General features: G+C 42.9%; 15 protein-coding genes. 6 read left to right on the top strand and 9 right to left on the bottom strand.

The window, feature by feature from the left end:
* Positions 1-84: 84 nt before the first annotated feature.
* From EV146_RS02165 to EV146_RS02145, 5 genes are all read right to left on the bottom strand, one after another.
* Positions 85-1,671, bottom strand: coding sequence for an MIR domain-containing protein (locus tag EV146_RS02165; RefSeq protein WP_199232650.1), 1,587 nt, complete (start codon positions 1,669-1,671; stop codon positions 85-87).
* A 1,098-nt stretch (positions 1,672-2,769) separates the two neighbouring features.
* Positions 2,770-2,931, bottom strand: coding sequence for a general stress protein (locus tag EV146_RS02160; protein WP_132001316.1), 162 nt, complete (start codon positions 2,929-2,931; stop codon positions 2,770-2,772).
* Positions 2,932-3,150: 219 nt separating this feature from the next.
* A complete protein-coding gene (locus EV146_RS02155; protein ID WP_132001313.1) occupies positions 3,151-4,332 on the bottom strand; it encodes an MFS transporter in 1,182 nt (393 codons plus the stop codon).
* Between the two features lie 326 nt (positions 4,333-4,658).
* On the bottom strand, positions 4,659-5,744 hold the full coding sequence (locus EV146_RS02150) for an alpha/beta hydrolase (RefSeq protein WP_132001508.1): 1,086 nt from the start codon (positions 5,742-5,744) through the stop codon (positions 4,659-4,661).
* Positions 5,745-5,869: 125 nt separating this feature from the next.
* Positions 5,870-6,607, bottom strand: coding sequence for an SDR family oxidoreductase (locus EV146_RS02145; protein ID WP_132001504.1), 738 nt, complete (start codon positions 6,605-6,607; stop codon positions 5,870-5,872).
* A 149-nt stretch (positions 6,608-6,756) separates the two neighbouring features.
* Here EV146_RS02145 and EV146_RS02140 point away from each other — a divergent pair, with 149 nt between their 5' ends.
* Complete coding sequence (locus tag EV146_RS02140; RefSeq protein ID WP_132001310.1) at positions 6,757-7,650, top strand: LysR family transcriptional regulator; 894 nt, start codon at positions 6,757-6,759, stop codon at positions 7,648-7,650.
* 286 nt (positions 7,651-7,936) lie between these two features.
* On the opposite strand, the gene EV146_RS02135 is transcribed toward EV146_RS02140, so the two are convergent.
* Positions 7,937-8,353 (bottom strand): MerR family transcriptional regulator, encoded by a 417-nt coding sequence (locus EV146_RS02135; protein WP_132001501.1) that lies wholly within the window; start codon positions 8,351-8,353, stop codon positions 7,937-7,939.
* A gap of 377 nt (positions 8,354-8,730) precedes the next feature.
* Between EV146_RS02135 and EV146_RS02130 the strand changes: the two genes are divergently transcribed.
* Positions 8,731-9,771, top strand: a complete 1,041-nt coding sequence (locus EV146_RS02130; protein ID WP_132001307.1) for an NAD(P)-dependent alcohol dehydrogenase — start codon at positions 8,731-8,733, stop codon at positions 9,769-9,771.
* A gap of 187 nt (positions 9,772-9,958) precedes the next feature.
* Here EV146_RS02130 and EV146_RS02125 read toward each other — a convergent pair whose 3' ends face one another.
* Positions 9,959-10,261 (bottom strand): alanine:cation symporter family protein, encoded by a 303-nt coding sequence (locus EV146_RS02125; protein ID WP_241993779.1) that lies wholly within the window; start codon positions 10,259-10,261, stop codon positions 9,959-9,961.
* 242 nt (positions 10,262-10,503) lie between these two features.
* Between EV146_RS02125 and EV146_RS02120 the strand changes: the two genes are divergently transcribed.
* The 3 genes from EV146_RS02120 to EV146_RS02110 are packed head-to-tail and all read left to right on the top strand — an operon-like array spanning position 10,504 to position 13,540.
* On the top strand, positions 10,504-11,646 hold the full coding sequence (locus EV146_RS02120; protein WP_373566075.1) for a Gfo/Idh/MocA family protein: 1,143 nt from the start codon (positions 10,504-10,506) through the stop codon (positions 11,644-11,646).
* A gap of 17 nt (positions 11,647-11,663) precedes the next feature.
* A complete protein-coding gene (locus tag EV146_RS02115; RefSeq protein WP_132001298.1) occupies positions 11,664-12,407 on the top strand; it encodes a ThuA domain-containing protein in 744 nt (247 codons plus the stop codon).
* A 26-nt stretch (positions 12,408-12,433) separates the two neighbouring features.
* Positions 12,434-13,540, top strand: a complete 1,107-nt coding sequence (locus EV146_RS02110; protein WP_132001295.1) for a Gfo/Idh/MocA family protein — start codon at positions 12,434-12,436, stop codon at positions 13,538-13,540.
* Between the two features lie 308 nt (positions 13,541-13,848).
* Here EV146_RS02110 and EV146_RS02105 read toward each other — a convergent pair whose 3' ends face one another.
* The gene (locus EV146_RS02105; RefSeq protein WP_132001292.1) at positions 13,849-14,829 is read right to left on the bottom strand and encodes a glycoside hydrolase family 43 protein; all 981 of its coding nucleotides are present in this window, start codon (positions 14,827-14,829) and stop codon (positions 13,849-13,851) included.
* A 240-nt stretch (positions 14,830-15,069) separates the two neighbouring features.
* Positions 15,070-16,224, bottom strand: coding sequence for an endo-1,4-beta-xylanase (locus tag EV146_RS02100; protein WP_132001289.1), 1,155 nt, complete (start codon positions 16,222-16,224; stop codon positions 15,070-15,072).
* 423 nt (positions 16,225-16,647) lie between these two features.
* Here EV146_RS02100 and EV146_RS02095 point away from each other — a divergent pair, with 423 nt between their 5' ends.
* Positions 16,648-17,835 (top strand): family 8 glycosyl hydrolase, encoded by a 1,188-nt coding sequence (locus EV146_RS02095; RefSeq protein WP_132001286.1) that lies wholly within the window; start codon positions 16,648-16,650, stop codon positions 17,833-17,835.
* Positions 17,836-17,866: the final 31 nt, after the last annotated feature.

Below are 17,866 nucleotides of genomic sequence, written 5' to 3'. Positions count from 1 at the left end.
AACGAGTTCTACCGGTTAGCAAAATACGGTTTCTAAATCCTTACAGTCTATTATCTTGGGGGGCGGATGTTTCCCAGGAAACAATCACCGGATTTCGAGGAGCCACCACCAGTCATTATCGTCACGTCCGCCAAAGCCGGTTACCTCTTGCTGGCCGGCTGTCCAGCGGGAATCACTGTGCCCACGGTGGGAGTGGAGTGCATGGTTTGTATTCAGGTGAATAAGCCGGACTCGTCGCTGTCCGTTCCACTGTCCTCCGCCTTCAACCTCAACACGCCAGTTATCGTTACTGTCTCCCTGACCTCCAGAACCGAAGCAAGTCACCTCTTGCTGGCCCGTAACAGGGGAAGGGTGTCCTGAATGGCTATGCAGGTTGAGTTGGGTAAGCACGTGTTCGAACCTGATGACATCTCCGTGTTGCACTGGTTCATTGCTCCTGTGATTTGCCTGGGTACCATGGGGCCCCTTGACCTTCCATAGGTCATTGTCATCGGCCCCTCTGAAGCAGGTAACCTGTTGTTGACCTGAGCTTCTGCTGTGTCCATAGTAGAGTGCATGCGAATGTAGTGTCAGTCCCGTCATGAGATGACTAAGCTTGATCGTTTGGCCGTAACGGATTGCATCAGTGGCTGCTGGAGGCTGCATCGTGAATACAGGCGGGTTTTTCTGCTGGTAATCAACCACAAAAAATCCTCGCCAAGGGTCGTTAGTCTTATTCGTGGCGTCAAAGTGCGGGTTTCCAGGTTCGGAGGACAAGACGACCTCTTTTCCCACCGTATTTTTATCATATACGAATACTTTCATGATATTGGCCTTCGAGTGCCACTCGTATCCATAGGCCAGAACCTGATGATTTTCTGATCCAATCTGCGCAAGGTTAGTGGCATCTACCATTCCAAGGACAACCGGCCGACCTGAGTCGATGGATGACCGCAGTTTGGGGAATTCTTCCTCCTTCGTCCAGCGGCTTACACCTTTTCCGCCTAGCCAGGTAGAATGGTCGGATGCCACGGTCCAATGCACATACTTAATCGAGGAAGGGACGAGGAAGCTGTCCATAAGTCGACTGTAGATGTAATCGGCAAGCCAGTGTCCATCTGGGGGAACCTCTCCGTTAAACAAGCTCCCGCTATATTTCGGAACAGGGATGCCTTTAAGGAAGTAGTCGAGCGCCGCAAAAGCCATTCCGCCGCATCTTCCCAGTGTTTTCACCTGTCCATGACCGGGAATGTTGGCCACAGCATTGACAAACTCGTTTGGAAACAAAAACCCGTGAACAGCGGGGTTAAAATCAAGCCTTCGACTATGGCGCCATGTTCCTGAATCCCAAAGCGCTTTTCCCTGGTTAGTATAAATTACGGCGTTCCCATCGTCCTGCATAATGAGGTATGACCCAGAATTCCCCTCGGTACCAGGAGAATGCCAGACCGCCTCGCCATTCGCTTTACATACAACAAGAGTCCCATTATGCTGCATGACTGCTTTAACGCCGCCACTGCCATTGGTACCGGAAGCCCAGACAGGGATGTGTTTGCCTTTATGTACTTCGTAGAGCACGAAATTTCCATCGCCCTGCATGATTAAGAATGCTCGCCCATTTGCCGCGGTAAGCTGTTGGTTTTCCAGGAGTTCCTGTCCTGGGAGAAGCTTGTTTGTCATAAAATGATCCACTCCGTATTGAATGTTTTGGAACCTGTTCCTATAGTCCCTCGTGCTTAATCGAAATAATGTAAATACCAATTGATCAATATAGGCATCATCTTGTTTTTAATACTCACACACCTCCTGTTTCAACCACTGCATAACAACATGTTCGATTGTTCTAAAAATGGTTATGAGCATATCAAAGCTTTTATGCTAATGAGTAAGGCCAGTGAATTAATAATTTATCCTCGCTCGCGCAGGACCTTCATAGGCAGGCGGGAAAAACGTATTTCACCATACTAATCTGAAGTAACGCAGGTGTTTGAAGAAGAGACCTTTTCTGGAGCAATGGGGGAACTAAAAAAAACTGTGGCAATCATATAAAAAATGGTCAACCAGTTATATACCTGGCTGACCTTATAATATGAATGGGTGCGATTGTTCAAAAAGAGCAGTCGTTTTTCTGGTTCATATTTTCACATCCATTTTCTTTGGACGCAATTTTACTCGAGTAAGAGAATAATCAGACCACTTCGACTGCAGTTATTGCGGTCACAGGGGAGTGACTAAAAAAAGGTGGGCATTAGACAATCCAGGCAGACTTACTTGAACCAGAAGGGGAGGCAGTAGCAGCGACCTAAACCTTTTGGGGAAAATCCGACTGGGACGATCGAGGTGGAGAAACGTATTCTACCGTACTAACTTGGTTTTCCAAGCTTGAACTAGTGAAGGTGTCGAAGATAAAACCTTTCTGGAACAATGGGGTGTTATAATTACAAAACACTTTCAGGCTTAGTGTGTTTTCATGAATCTTTAAACTTCGGTTATATTATCCAATTATTTCATTATTACTCATAGGGTTGTAGAAACACCAGTATTTTACCATCCTGAACATCGTTAGAATAGCGTTGGGCCTGATCTTCTGGGACTCCAATATTAATAAGAGCGTGCAGTAATCCGCCAGCACCAGAGCTTGCTCCCACAACTGCTCCTCCCAGCGTGGTAATGATAGGGCCCGCAGCCAATACAGTGCCAACTCCGGGAACCAATACAGCGGATAACCCTACGATCAGGCCTGCTAATCCAATGGCTCCTCCAGTAGCAGCTCCTGCAATGGCCCCATCCTTAGTCGATGGCTTTAACCTCTTGTGTTATTTCAGATAATTTATTTGTATTTTTAGCTATAACTGAAATTTGCTCAGATGTATAGCCTTTCTTTTTTAAATCTTCAACAGCTTCAGCCGCTAGTTGTTCGTTTTCATATACGCCAATAACACGTTCCCTCATTAAAAATTACCTTCTGTTCCATTCACTATGATTATTTACCCGTTCTTCAGGTTCTTTAGACACATTTTACGTCTATACTTTTTTATAGAGTGGTAGGAATCTATAATTTTTAATAAAAGAGCAAGGCCCATATAAAACCCCATTCGTTATAATGTAAATCTCTTTCTGCATACTCGTACGGGTGATGAAACCGATCATGAAAGCCAACTTAATAGAATGTTAAATTATTTTCTTCTCTAGAGCTTCGTTTTGTAAACTATACATATATTTTCTTAGAAAAATAGAGACCGAACCCAATATTAACGATAAAAGTCCAACTAATACGACGTATTGTGTACCGATTTGAGATATAAATAGTCCACCTAGAGCTGCACCAATTGTTGTTCCTACGTTACAGGATGATAAAAATAATCCATTGGCAAAGTCAGGAGCTTCAGGAGCTGAAGACATAACCCAATATTGATTTATATTTCCTCCTACTCCAGCTAAAATTCCCCAAACTATAGTAATGAATGCCATGGGTAGAGAATACTGACCAAATAGGAATAATAGGATATAAACTGCTCCCAGTGCAAAAGGAAAAGCTACTACAGATTTCTGGGCATTTTTAGTAAGTAACTTTCCTGCCATAACGTTCCCAATGATATTGGCTCCACCGTAAATGGCAAGCATTAGTGTAATAGTATTCGAAGGGAAATTTGTAACAGTTTTCATGTACTCAGCAAAATAACTATAAACCCCGAATATAGCTGAATTGAGAAGGATGACTGCAATAATGGAAAGCCAGACAATTGATTTGGTTAATGCGGATAATTGTGTTCCATATGAAAGTCTTTCCTTAACCGGCATAGATGGTACAAATAGGAGTGTAGCAATGAATGCTATAGCATTTACAGCAGTAAAGAATACCATCGCCATTTGTAAAGAGGTTGTACTCGCAATAAAACTTGCGATGGGTACCCCAACCACCATACCGGCAGATACTCCTATAAATACTTTAGATACAGCTTTTGGGGCTTCGTCCTTACTGACTGATGCAGCAGCTACTGTAAAAGCCAATGAACAATAAATGGGATGGAAAAAAGCTGGAATGACACGAGATATTAAAGCAACGGTAAAGTTAGAGGCAAAAATGGAAATAATATTACCTATAACAAAAATACCTAGTACAAGCAACATGACGGTCTTGCGGTTGATACCCGAAAATAATAACGGCATAGTTGGACCCGATACTGCAACAACAAGGGCGAAAAGACTCACCAGCAATCCTGCTTTTGAAACACTGACATCAAAGTGTTCAGCAAGGGAAGGTAATATCCCAATAACGCCCATTTCAGTATTGATAATGCCAAAAACGCCTACCGCCATTATAAATATAAGTAAATTATTACGTTTAGTCATAAAACGGATCTCCTTCCTTCAGGAAAAGGTCATTTTCTAGCTGCGTAAAGGGGCCCATACATTGGGTGTTATATCTATTCTTATATATCTTCCATAGCAGCTGAGCCCCTATTATGAGTAATATCGTTTTCTTTAGAGCAAGGACTTCCTTTCATACTGACTTTTTCTCTTTTCGTCATATCCGCCAACTATAAAAAACTCTGCATAACGTGGAATCAATTCAGACAAAAAAGTGTGAATCCCTACAAGAGTTGCAGGATTCACACAGCGGGTTCACTCGAAGTGCATTGGTACTCCAAGCTCTCTACGATTTTCAAACACAAACCTTATCTTTTCTTCAGATTTTCTTTGAAGAAGGACTCAAGCTTGTCAAAAGGGATTAAATTCACCCGGTCGTACAGATCTACATGACCTGCGCCCGGAACAATGTAGAGTTCCTTCGGTTTCCCCGCCAGCTTGTAGGCGTCTTCGCTGAACTCTCTGGAATGAGCGTTTTCACCCGTGATGAAAAGCATCGGACGAGGAGAAATCGTTTCTATGTCTTCGAACGGGTAAAAATTCATGAACTTGATGTTACTAGTCAGCGTCGGGTGTGTCGTGAGTTCAGGTGACGAGCCCTTGGGAGTAAATTCTCCTCTAGGGGTGCGGTAGAAATCATAAAACTCACGTTCAATAGGGGTAGAGTTTTCATTCAGTTCATGTACTGTCCCACTGGTGTATTTGGTTTCACCACCTGTGAACTCCACATAGCGCTGCTCCACTGCCTCCTCGAGAATCTTTTTTCTCTGCTCGAGAGTCTGCGAGTGTTTAAGCCCGTTGCGATTGGCGGCACCCATGTCGTACATGCTGACTGTGGCAATGGCCTTCATGCGCGGGTCGATCTTGGCTGCGCTGATGGCAAAGCTTCCGCTGCCACAAATCCCGAGAACACCAATCCGCTCCCTGTCAACAAATGACCGGGTGCCCAGGAAATCCACCGCAGCACTAAAATCCTCGGCATAGATATCCGGAGAAACAGCGTTGCGAGGCTGACCCTCACTCTCTCCCCAGAACGACAAATCCAAGGACAGAGTAACGAATCCCCGTTCAGCCATTTTCTGGGCATACAAATTCGCACTTTGTTCTTTTACTGCGCCCATGGGATGTCCGACAATGATTGCGGGATTTTTGGTGTTCTTCTTCAAACCTTTGGGAATAAAAAGATTCCCTGCAACATTCATGTTGTATTGATTTTTAAACTCAACCTTCTTCATGGTTATCTTGTTGCTCTTGTAAAAGTTGTCTGCTCCATTGGACATGTCCGGTGTGTATGCAGCGCCAACGCTGGTCTTGGATGCAACAATGGTCCCGGTTAAAAGTAACCCAAGTGCTATCACTGTGAGTACACGCGTGATAATAGATTTTTTTTTCATTTTAAACTTTTTCATAGTGGACATCATGAATAGCACCCCTTCTCAAATTTTAGGCAAAATCTTAATTACACAATTTAATGCGTTCAGTATTCTTGGAAATATTGTTTCGTTAATCGCAACTTCCATTAGTCAACTTGTTTAGTGGGTCGAATGATAATTTCGCTTACCGCAACGGTTTCAGGTGTGCTAATTGCATAAGCCACTGCATCGGCTACGTCGCTTGATTGTAAACCGATCGTACGCTGAAGATTTTCCACCCTTTCGCGATTTTCAGGGTCTTTAATGGTTGTATGAAGTTCAGTATCTACCGTTCCTGGAGAGATAAGCGTGCTCCGGATATTATTTTCGCGTTCTTCTTGACGCAGCCCTTCCATAATGGCGCGAACAGCAAATTTAGTCCCACAATAAACAGCACCTTGTTGAAAAACAACATGTCCAGCAACAGAGTCAGTCGTAACAATTTGACCGGATTGTTGTTTTTTCATGATCGGTAACACCGCAGCTATGCCATTTAAAACACCCATGATATTGATGTCCAACATTTGCCGCCATTCATCAAAACGTTTTTCTGAAAGTGGCGCAGTTGGCATCACTCCAGCATTATTGAAGAGCACATCTACGCGGCCATATTTTTCAACTGCTAAATTGACAACTGCTTGAACTTCGTCTTTATTGGTTACATCTGCCACAGCATATAAAATTTTGGCATTTGGCAATGATTCAACAAGAGTTTTTAAGCGATTTTCACGACGAGCAGCAATGACTAATTTCACTCCTTCTTCTGCCAGTTTCCTGGTGGTTGCTTCACCAATTCCACTTGATGCTCCCATAATTACAACAACTTTATCTTTAATTGTTGATATACTAAACACCATCCTTTCTACTGTTGTTATTACTATTTATTCTAACTATGCCTTTTTGATATATCCAATGCTTATATCTTATATCGTGATATGCTTTATGAGTATTTCTAAAACGTATATACTAAAACATCATAAAGGAGGTTTGTTAGATGGAATTTAGAGTTTTGCGCTATTTTATTGCTGTCGCAAGAGAAGGTAGCATGACGGCTGCTGCAGATTTTTTGCATGTTACACAGCCAACCTTGTCAAGACAATTAAAAGACCTTGAACAAGAGTTAGGGAAAAAACTATTTATTCGCAGTAGTCACAGGATCATTCTCACAGATGAAGGATTGCTCTTGCGAAAGAGAGCAGAAGAAATCATTGATTTGGTCGATAAATTAGAGGCGGAATTTAGTTCCATGGAAGAAACAATAAGTGGTGATGTTTACATAGGCGGAGGGGAAACAGACGCCATGAAACAGATTGCAAGGGTAGTAAAAGATTTACAGTTACATTATCCAAATATACGGCACCATCTTTACAGCGGTAACGAAGACGATGTGACTGAACGGCTTGACAAGGGGTTGCTTGACTTTGGTATATTAATCCAGCCAGCTGATTTATCAAAATACAATTACATCAATATCCCAGCCAAAGATATTTGGGGCGTTATTATGAGGAAAGACAGTCCTTTAGCTTTAAAAGATACCATTCAAGCAGTGGATTTATTAAATGTTCCGCTAATCTGTTCACGCCAGGCTATGAAACAGACATTTTCTAAAAATGAATTTGCAGATTGGTTTGGTGAAGATTTTGATAAATTAAACGTCGTGACAACATACAATCTTGCCTATAATGCTGCGATTATGGTTGAGGAGGGCATTGGTTATGCAATAGCCCTTGATAAAATAGTGAATACGTCTAGTGATAGTAACCTCTGTTTTAGACCGCTGGAGCCAAGACTTGAATCAGGATTAAATATTGTTTGGAAGAAGCATCAGTCTTTTTCCGCAGCTGCTGATATGTTTTTAAAAGCAATTCAGGCGAAATTCTCAAATTGATGTACTGAATAATCTGGTAGTCATTTTCTGAAATATTTAAGATGAATTAGGAATGGCCTAAAGATCTATAGTAAAAAATGCCCCCAAAAAAATTAAGGGGCATTTTTCTATTGGTTTGTGGTTCCAATGAATATTATGTTTATCGATACATCTATTAGATACTTGTTTCCTGGGACATAATTTTAAAACGAGAAGTTATAAGTTTGCATTACTCTTTATCAATTTTCCAACTATTTGACTGCACACCTGTATTTCATATATTTAATGAATTACAGGTGATCTTCTGTTAAGGAGTAATAGAAGTCCCTATTTTATTGTTTTTATGAATTTCTTCAGTCCCAGCTTCTAAAGCAGTCTTGTAATAAGAACATTTATGCTCGATAAGTTCCATAGTTTTTTTTAGTTCTTCTATCTGTGCTTCTACATTAGCTTTTCTTTCCATGAACATGTCATATCTTTGCTTCAACGTAGCATCCCCATCAGAACACCAATCAATAAAATTTTTAATTTCCTTAATAGGCATTCCTGTGGATTTCAGACATTCAATTACCCTTAAAGCGTCAATATCGGATTTTTTAAACAATCGTGTTCCGCTGGCTGTCCTCTCTACAAAAGGCATAAGTCCCTCTTTGTCGTAGTAACGCAAGGTATATACTGTAAGATTTAATTCTTTTGCAACTTCGCCTATAGAAAATGTTTTCAACATTGAGCTCCCTTTCTTAATGGCATAGACTTTGAGTTAACTCTATTTTTTATGAAGGGAGTTTACCACGGTATTTTCTGAATGTCAAAGTCATCTTAATGGAGGTAAAAGTCACCTAGGTTTAATAGAAGTATACTTACTATGGAAAAAGTATAGGCAAGATTGGTAGATGATATGAAACCTGTATAGCCGGGGGAGCTCTTCAAAAGAAATATAGATTAATTACTTGACCTAGAGTTAACTATAAGGATTAACATTGTTTTACAAGAGAAAAAAGTAGGGATAGAACTGGGTGAAGGGAAGTTTACCCTGAGCAATTCATTTACCTGATACAGGCACATTCTCTTGAAAAATATAAATTTTAGGAGGTTTTCTTAATGATAACTGCTAAAGCACGAGCTGTTGATGGCCCGGACAAAGCCTTTCGGGCTGCTGAAATTAAACGACGCGATCTTGACTTGCATGACGTTCTAATTGAAATTAAATATGCGGGAATATGCCACTCTGACATCCATACTGCACACGGAGAATGGGGTCCCGTGAACTATCCACTCGTGCCTGGACACGAAATTGCTGGAATTGTCACGGATGTAGGAGCTGAGGTCACGAAGTACAAGGTCGGTGACCGGGTAGGGGTCGGATGTATGGTTGATTCCTGCGGTGAATGCGACAACTGCCGTAAAGGAGAAGAACAATACTGTCTGAAAGGAAATGTCCCTACCTACGCTGGTGTGGATAAATATGGCGAGCCCACTCAAGGTGGTTATTCTACCCACATTGTAGTAACTGAGGACTTCGTAGTCAGAATCCCTGATAGCATTGAGCTCGACGTCGCCGCACCACTGCTGTGTGCAGGTATTACGACATATTCTCCACTAAATCACTGGGGAGCGGGTCCAGATAAGAAAATAGCGGTTGTTGGTATGGGCGGTCTTGGGCATATGGCTGTCAAAATAGCACATGCCATGGGTGCAGAGGTGACCGTTCTGTCACAAACATTGAATAAAAAGGACGACGGTTTGCAATTCGGCGCAGACAACTACTATGCAACAAACGACCCAGAAACATTCGAGAAACTTGCCGGAACCTTTGACTTAATTATTAACACGGTAAGTGCAAAAATCGACATTAATGCTTATTTCTCACTGCTGACTCTTGATGGTACTCTTGTAAACGTGGGGGCGCCTGCAGAGCCATTGCCAGTTAACGTATTCTCACTGATCGGTCATCGCCGTTCCTTCGCTGGTTCAATGATTGGAGGCATACGTGAGACTCAGGAGATGTTGGAGTTCTGTGGAAAACATGGCATCGTTCCTAAGATTGAAGTCATTTCAGCGGATCAAATTGACGAAGCATACGAGCGAGTGTTAGCGTCAGATGTTAAGTACCGATTTGTAATTGACATCAGCACAATGTAAGTTAGTAAATTAAGTTTTAATGGTATTTTTTTGGGGTGTCTTAAAAGAATAGCTTTTGGGACATCTCTTAGATATGATGTATGGAACTCCTGAACAGATTTACCATTTATTTAAAACTTGGATATAAAAAGGAGTGCAATCAAATGAAGATCGCACTCCTTTTACTACATGAATAGCATTCCTTATGTTAGGAAACCGTTCTTCTTTCCTTCAGTTGATTTTGCGTATGCAGAGGAACCTTATACTTTTCTTCCCAAAAGTCTGCCCCTTCGATTCCCAGCTTCGCAGGCTTGAATACAGGGTCTTTCCCTGCCTTTTTCTGTCGTACATAGTCGTTTAAAGCCCGTAAGGCAGGTTTGGTCAGAAGAAAAATAACTGTCAGGTTCACCCAAGCCATTGCCCCCATTCCTAAATCCCCCATTCCCCAGACTACAGTAGCCGATTTAACACTTCCATATAGAGAGGCAATCAATAAGGTGATCTTTAGCAAGTGATTCGGCCAATTTGACTTTATCTTTTGATGACTTGTAAACAAGCGATAAATATTTTTAATGGACAAAGACATAGTTTATCGATTAAACTAAGTGTAGACAGGTAAAATTTTTCCTTTTACCCGCTGAAGGAAGAATGATTTGAAAACCTTTACATGCTGTCTGTTTGATCATTGACGGGAATCTACTAATCTATTAAAAGAGAAAGGATGGTAAACTCTTGGAAAAGATTAAAGTTGGAATGGTAGGCTATAAATTTATGGGGAAGGCACACAGTCATGCTTACCGTGACCTGCCATTGTTTTTCCCGGAAAGTCTGCGTCCGGAAATGAAGGTGATTTGCGGACGGAATGAAAGCGAAGTTGCAAAAGCGGCAGCTCAGTTTGGCTGGGAAGAATCCACAACAGATTGGAAAAACCTGCTAGAAAGAGAAGACATTGATTTAATTGATATTAATGCACCAAGTGATGTACATAAAGAAATTGCTATTGCTGCCGCCCATGCAGGCAAGCATATTTTTTGCGAAAAACCGTTAGCGCTTACATTGCGGGATTCGAAGGAAATGCTTGAGGCAGCAGAAGCTGCAGGAGTCAAGCACATGGTTGGTTTTAACTATCGGTTTGCCCCGGCTGTGCTGCTGGCAAAAAAGCTTGTGGATGAAGGGCGTTTAGGGGAGATTTATCATTTCCGTGCCTTTTTCTTACAGGATTGGCTCGTTGATCCCAATTTCCCTCTTGCCTGGAGACTTCAAAAGGAGATTGCCGGTTCCGGTTCCCACGGGGATTTAGGAGCTCATCTCATTGATATGGCCCATTACCTTGTCGGTGACGTGGCTGAGGTGATTGGAATGAATGAAACGTTCATTAAAGAAAGGCCGCTGCCAGCCAATATGGCAGGATTGTCGGCTTCCAGCAATGCAGATGGAGAAAAAGGGCCGGTCACTGTTGATGATGCCACTCTATTCCTGGCTCGGTTTAAAAACGGAGCACTGGGTTCCTTTGAGGCGACACGTTTTGCTTCCGGTCACAGGAGTACCAATTCCTTTGAAATAAATGGCAGCAAGGGAAGTGTCATTTTTGACTTTGAACGAATGAACGAGCTGCAGGTTTACTTTAACGATGACAAGGAAGATGTCCAAGGTTTCCGCCGAGTTGTGGCAACGGACCCTGCACATGCTTTTTCGGAAGCGTGGTGGCCTCCTGGACATACCATCGGCTATGAACATACCTTTATCCATGAAATGGTGGAGCTAATGGACGCTCTGCGGGAAGACCGCCAGCCAGTGCCCAACTTCAGGGATGGCGTTAAATGCCAGCAGGTTTTGGAAGCGGTTGATTTGTCAATCGAAAAACGGCAATGGATTCAAATATCTGAGTTAGATTAAAGGAGGAGTGACAAGGAATGAAAAAAAATGCACTGATTGTCTGGGGAGGATGGGACGGTCACGAGCCGGACCAGGTAGCAGAAATATTTCGCGGAATACTTGAAGAGGAAAATTTTAATGTCGAAGTTTCCGATACGCTGGAGTCTTATTCCGATCCCGAAAAACTAAAATCACTGGACTTGATTGTACCTCATTGGACAATGGGGGATATTCCAAAAAAATATGTGTTAAATATTTCAGAAGCTGTTATAAGCGGGGTCGGCCTGGCGGGCTGCCATGGAGGGATGTGCGATTCGTTCCGGAACAATGTTGACTGGCAATTCATGACTGGCGGTAACTGGGTAGCACATCCAGGAAACGACGGCGTTGAATATATGGTCAATATTAAGCAGTCATCGAGCCCGCTTTTAGAAGGTCTGCCAGACTTTAAGGTGGTCAGTGAACAATATTATCTGCATGTCGACCCTGCAGTTGAGGTGTTGGCAACTACACGTTTCCCGGTGGTTGATGGCCCGCATGCAGCTAATAAAGCAGTAGATATGCCTGTAGTATGGACAAAACGCTGGGGACATGGAAGGGTTTTCTATAATTCATTGGGCCACTTGGCCAACATTGTAGCTATGCCTGAAGTGTCACTGATTATGCGTCGAGGCTTCCTGTATGCTTCGGAAGGGAAACAGGCTGCCCAGAATCAGTCTCCATTGAACTTTAGGGCTGACGAGAACCGTATTTCCTATACAGGCATGGGCGACAGCCAATAATCGAACAAAAGAGGAGGGAGCATTAGATGAAGGAAAAAGTAAGAGTCGGGATTGTAGGATGTGGATTTATCAGCTCCATTTATATGGAGAATTGCCAAAACTTTGAGCACCTTGAGGTTCTGGCCTGCGCAGATCTGGATATAGAAAGGGCACAGGCACAGGCGGAAAAATACAATATTCCTAGGGTCTATTCCGTTGAGGGGCTGCTTTTGGATCCTGAAATCGACCTCGTGATTAATTTAACCATTCCAAAGGCCCATGCAGAGATATGCATCAAAGCCCTGGAAGCTGGAAAACATGTCTACACAGAAAAACCGCTTGCTGTAACCCGTGAAGAGGGCAGGCTGATCTTGGAAACAGCTCGGAAGTATAATCTTTTGGCTGGCAGTGCTCCCGATACTTTTTTAGGTGCGGGGATCCAAACAGCTCTCAGCTTGATTGAACAAGGTGAAATAGGCACGCCAATAGGTGCATCAGCGTTTATGATTAACCGCGGCCATGAACATTGGCATCCGGATCCAGCCTTTTATTATCAAGCTGGCGGAGGCCCTATGTTTGATATGGGTCCTTATTATTTGACGGCACTGGTATCCCTGCTTGGACCGATTAAAAGAATTGCCGGTTCAGCAAGGATCAGTTATCCGGAACGGACGATTACAAGTGAACCTAAGGCCGGGTCGAAAATCCCGGTTGAAACTCCGACCCATATTTCAGGAGTCATTGATTTTGAATCAGGGGCGGTTGGAACCATTACAACCAGCTTCGACGCATTTGGAGGGACATCATTGCCTCCAATTGAAATTTATGGAAGCGAAGGAACCCTGCTGGTTCCAGACCCGAACACTTTTGGCGGGCCTGTCCGGATCAGGAAAAAGGGTGAAACAGAATTCGCAGAGGTTCCTCTTTCTTATGGGTATTCGCAAAACAGCAGGGGCCTTGGGGTGGCAGACATGGCCCAGGCCATCCTCAGCGGCAGCAAGCATCGTGCCAATGACGAACTGGCCTATCATGTCCTGGAAGCGATGCACGGATTTCATGATTCATCCGCCAATGAAACGTATTATAAAATGCAGAGTACCTGTGACCGGCCGGCGCCGCTGCCAATGGTAGAGGAGATATCTAAAGGCAGCTAAACTTGTTAATATCCACTAAAATGCAACTTTTAATTGCGTATGAAAGATCATTGGGTCCCATCCAACCCGAAAGTACCTAACCTGATAAAGTTGTAAACACTTTTCCAGGAATAACGAACTGAAACACCACACAGCTCTGCTGTGTGGTGTTTCAGTTCGTCGATAAAAAAGGTACGGCATTCCCATTTCCGAAATTCTTTTGGCTATTTATTACCGGTTAAACGCCTGGAACGGAAGTCAACAGAAGTTTTCAACCAGACAAAATATAAATCACCACACAAATTTGCTGTGTGGTGATGATTTTTTTCTTATTTATATGGATCAATTGTCTGAATCGTACCATCTTCATTATACTTTAATTCTGTAAATTTGACGCTTCGTTTGTGATTGACCCCTCCGGATAAAGAGGAATCATGGTAAAATAAATACCATTTGTCTTCAAATTGTACGATAGAATGGTGAGTAGTCCACCCTAATACAGGAGTAAGGATCTTTCCTTTGTAAACATATGGGCCCTCAGGATTTTTACTCATGGCATAGACGATGCAATGTGTGGTTCCGGTAGAATAAGAGAGATAGTAGTATCCATTGTATTTATGGACCCATGGACCTTCAAAGAATCTTCGCTCCTCATCACCTGCAAGGATCGGCTGGCCATTTTCATCAACGATCGATATTTCCTTCGGGTCCTCTTTAAAGGTCAGCATATCTTCGCTTAATTCAGCAATCCTTGGTCCCAAAGCAGGCTCCGATTCTGCTGGGCCTTCAGCATCGGGGATAAAGCTGCCAGTCTGCCATTTTTCCAGCTGTCCTCCCCAAAGTCCGCCAAAATAGATAAAGGCCCGGTTATCATCATCCACTAAGACAGCAGGGTCAATACTGAAGCTGCCCGGTATGTAATTTTCCTGAGTCGTAAATGGTCCCGCAGGATTAGGACTGGTCGCTACTCCCAGTCTGAAAATACCATCATGGTCCCTTGCCGGGAAGAATAAATAATAGGTATTGTTTTTAAAAGCGGCATCGGGAGCCCAAAGCTGCTGCTTTGCCCAAGGGATGTCTTTCAGGTGAAGTACCTCGCCATGGTCAACGCAAGGGGAGTCGAAACCATCCAGCGAAAGCACATGGTAATCCTCCATTGCATACTGGTCGCCATTATCATTTGTGGGGCCATCATGATCAATATCATGGGAAGGGTAAATATAAATCTTGCCATCAAATACATGAGCAGATGGATCTGCAGTATAAATATGCTTGACTAGAGGTTCATTCTGTTTCAAGGTTTTCTCCATTTGTCTCATCTCCATTTTTTTCTGTCTTCCTATTATTTATATCAAATTATCCTAACTTTGTATATCCATTATACAAACAAACTGTTAGAATTCTTTAAATACTGTAAATCGAGCAAGAGGCAAACCCATTATTTGGTATAAATCTAATTTAAGAGTGTCTAAGTTTAAAAGCTAATCACTCAGCTGTAAGTAATGAAAATCAGCCCCATGTTTCTGGAGCTGATTTTGTGTTGATTTTTCTTAGTCCATAATGGCCCAATAAGAAGGTTTTACATTGTAATCTTCATCGAAAACAAATGGAGCATCTTTTCCAACTCCGTCGTTGTACTGCTCTGCACGGTCATTCAGCCAGGTGTGGTTGTCGGCAATACCCCAGAAAGTGACGTTGCTGATTTTATCGCCCAGTCTCTCATATAGCTCAAACAAGGCGTTATAACGGACTGCCTGACGTTCAAATTCACTTGCCGGAATGGCATCATAGGTTGGATAGGCAGGGCGTGGCGGCCAGCCATAAAGACTAACGTCAAGTTCAGTGATCTGATTATCCAATCCAAGATCCGCAAACATGTTGATGGATGTTTCAATATCCTGCAGGGATGGCCATCCAATCTGGATATGAGACTGATGTCCGACACCGTCAATAGGCACACCCTTGTCCACTAGTTCCTTAACCAGGTTATACAAATGGGTTCTTTTCGGCTCTACTTCGGTGTTGTAGTCATTGATATAAAGCTTTGCATCTTTCCCGGCATATCTATTTGCTGTTTTAAAAGCCACCTCGATAAATTCGGTTCCAGTGATTTTATACCATGGCGATTCCCGCAGGCCTTTTTCATTCTGTGGTGAGTCGTCAATGACCTCGTTCACGACATCCCAGGAGCTGACATCATTTTTATAGCGTTTTACAATGGTTTTAATATGTGTTTCGAGGCGCTTTAAAACCAGTTTTTTATTTTTGGCCTGCTGTTTCGGATCCGTTTCATTTACCATCGGGTTACCGGCTTCGTCGAGGAAGAACCAGTCTGGTACCTGGCTGTGCCATACAAGGTTGTGGAAGCGCAGTTCCATCCCGTTTTCTTTTGCAAATTTTACAATTTTGTCGGCTTCTTCAAAGTTGAACTTTCCTTCTTCAGGCTGAATATTGATTGGCTTCATTACATTCTCTGCCACGATGCTGTTATAATGCCGCTTCAGTACTTCTGCATCTTTCCCTGTTAATTGGTATGGTTCTACTGCCGCGCCAATAGAGAAGAAGTCTTTATACCTTTCATCCATAGGAGCTGCTTCCAATGCGCTGATTGGCTCATTCGCAGCAGCAGCATTGTTCATTCCTGCAGGGAGCAATAAGGCTAAGGCTAAACCAGAAATAATTGGCTTACGCAAAACTTTTAACATGTTTTAGTCTCCTTTTTTTAAGATTGAATTCGAAGTACCAGCTGAAAATACTCTGAAAATACCTCCCTATTTTAAGTATGATAGTCAGGGAAAGGACCTTAGAAAGGGCTTTCATAAGTATGTAGCTTAAGATGCCTGACTTGAAAATTATTATAACAGCATAAACTTAGTTAGTCTACTGAATAAACTAAGTTTTTTTACTATTTTTTTATTTTAGTAATTTCTGTTTTGCCGCTCTGGAAGTATTCGTTTAAGCAGTAAATACGAAGCAATCTTTGTTCGTTGGTTGCACTAAGATTGGACGGGGTGTTATAATTTAAAAACTCTGAAAAATAGTTTGGATGGGAGGGGGGTTTTTTTATTTTTACCTAGATTAAGCGGGTTCTTCATAATTTAGATCATTATTGAAAAGGGGGCGCAACAATGGATAGAGGGTCATTCTACACAGGAACTTACCGCAATGTGTTCAAGGAGCATGGATATTCGGAGTCTGAAATAACGGCGAGGCTCGAGGATACCTGGCAGCAAATATTTTACGGGGATGAAGATACAAGAATCTACTATGAAAATCAAGATAATGAAACCGGTTACTTGCTTGATACGGGTAATTTGGATGTCAGAACAGAAGGCATGTCCTACGGGATGATGATGGCCGTCCAGCTGGATAAAAAAGAGGAATTCGACCGGATCTGGCTTTGGTCGAAAAAACATATGTATATGACAGAAGGAGAAAACTCTGGCTATTTCGCTTGGTCATGTCTTCCTGATGGGACGAAACGGGCACAAGGCCCTGCTCCGGACGGCGAAGAATTTTATGCATTGGCCCTGTTCTTTGCATCCCACCGTTGGGGGGATGGACAGGAACCGTTTAATTACAGTGTACAGGCAAGGGATTTACTCAGGGATTGCCTTCACAAAGGGGAGGATGGAAATGGGTTTCCCATGTGGAATAAAGAGAAAAAATTAATTAAGTTCGTACCAAGCTGCGAGTACTCGGATCCATCCTATCATTTGCCTCACTTTTATGAACTGTTTGCATTATGGTCCTACCCGGAAGACCGTCCATTCTGGAAAGAAGCAGCCGACGCAAGCAGGGATTATTTGAAGATTTCCTGTCACCCGGAAACGGGGCTGGCGCCTGAATATGCCCATTACGACGGCACTCCTAATAACGAAAGAGGCTACGGCCACTTTTTCAGTGATTCCTACCGCGTGGCAGCCAATATTGCCCTAGATTTTGAGTGGTTCCGCGGCAGTGAGTGGGAAGTGGAGGAGGCAAATAAAATTCAGAAATTCTTTTCCCGCAAGGAACCCGATGATTATCGCAGGTATAAAATCAATGGGGAGCCATTTGACGAGAAGTCACTTCATCCTGTTGGCCTCATTGCTGCGAATGCAATGGCATCTCTCGCCGCCGATGGCCCTTACGTGAGAGAAATGGTCGAGCTGTTCTGGAACACTCCTGTTCGAAAAGGAGTACGCCGCTATTACGATAATTGTTTATATCTTTTTAGTTTTCTGGCTTTGAGTGGCAACTATAAAATCTGGAAACCAGAAGACCGCGACACCCGGCCGCTGGGCTCAGTTGCAGCTGCCAGTGAAAGATTGTAAAACTTATTGTTTTTATGAGAGTTCTATGAGT

Source organism: Mesobacillus foraminis (assembly GCF_004340465.1).
Lineage (GTDB): Bacteria > Bacillota > Bacilli > Bacillales > Cytobacillaceae > Mesobacillus_B > Mesobacillus_B foraminis.
The sequence above is the reverse complement of the archived record's forward strand: the minus strand, read 5'-3'. Positions and strand labels throughout refer to the sequence as shown.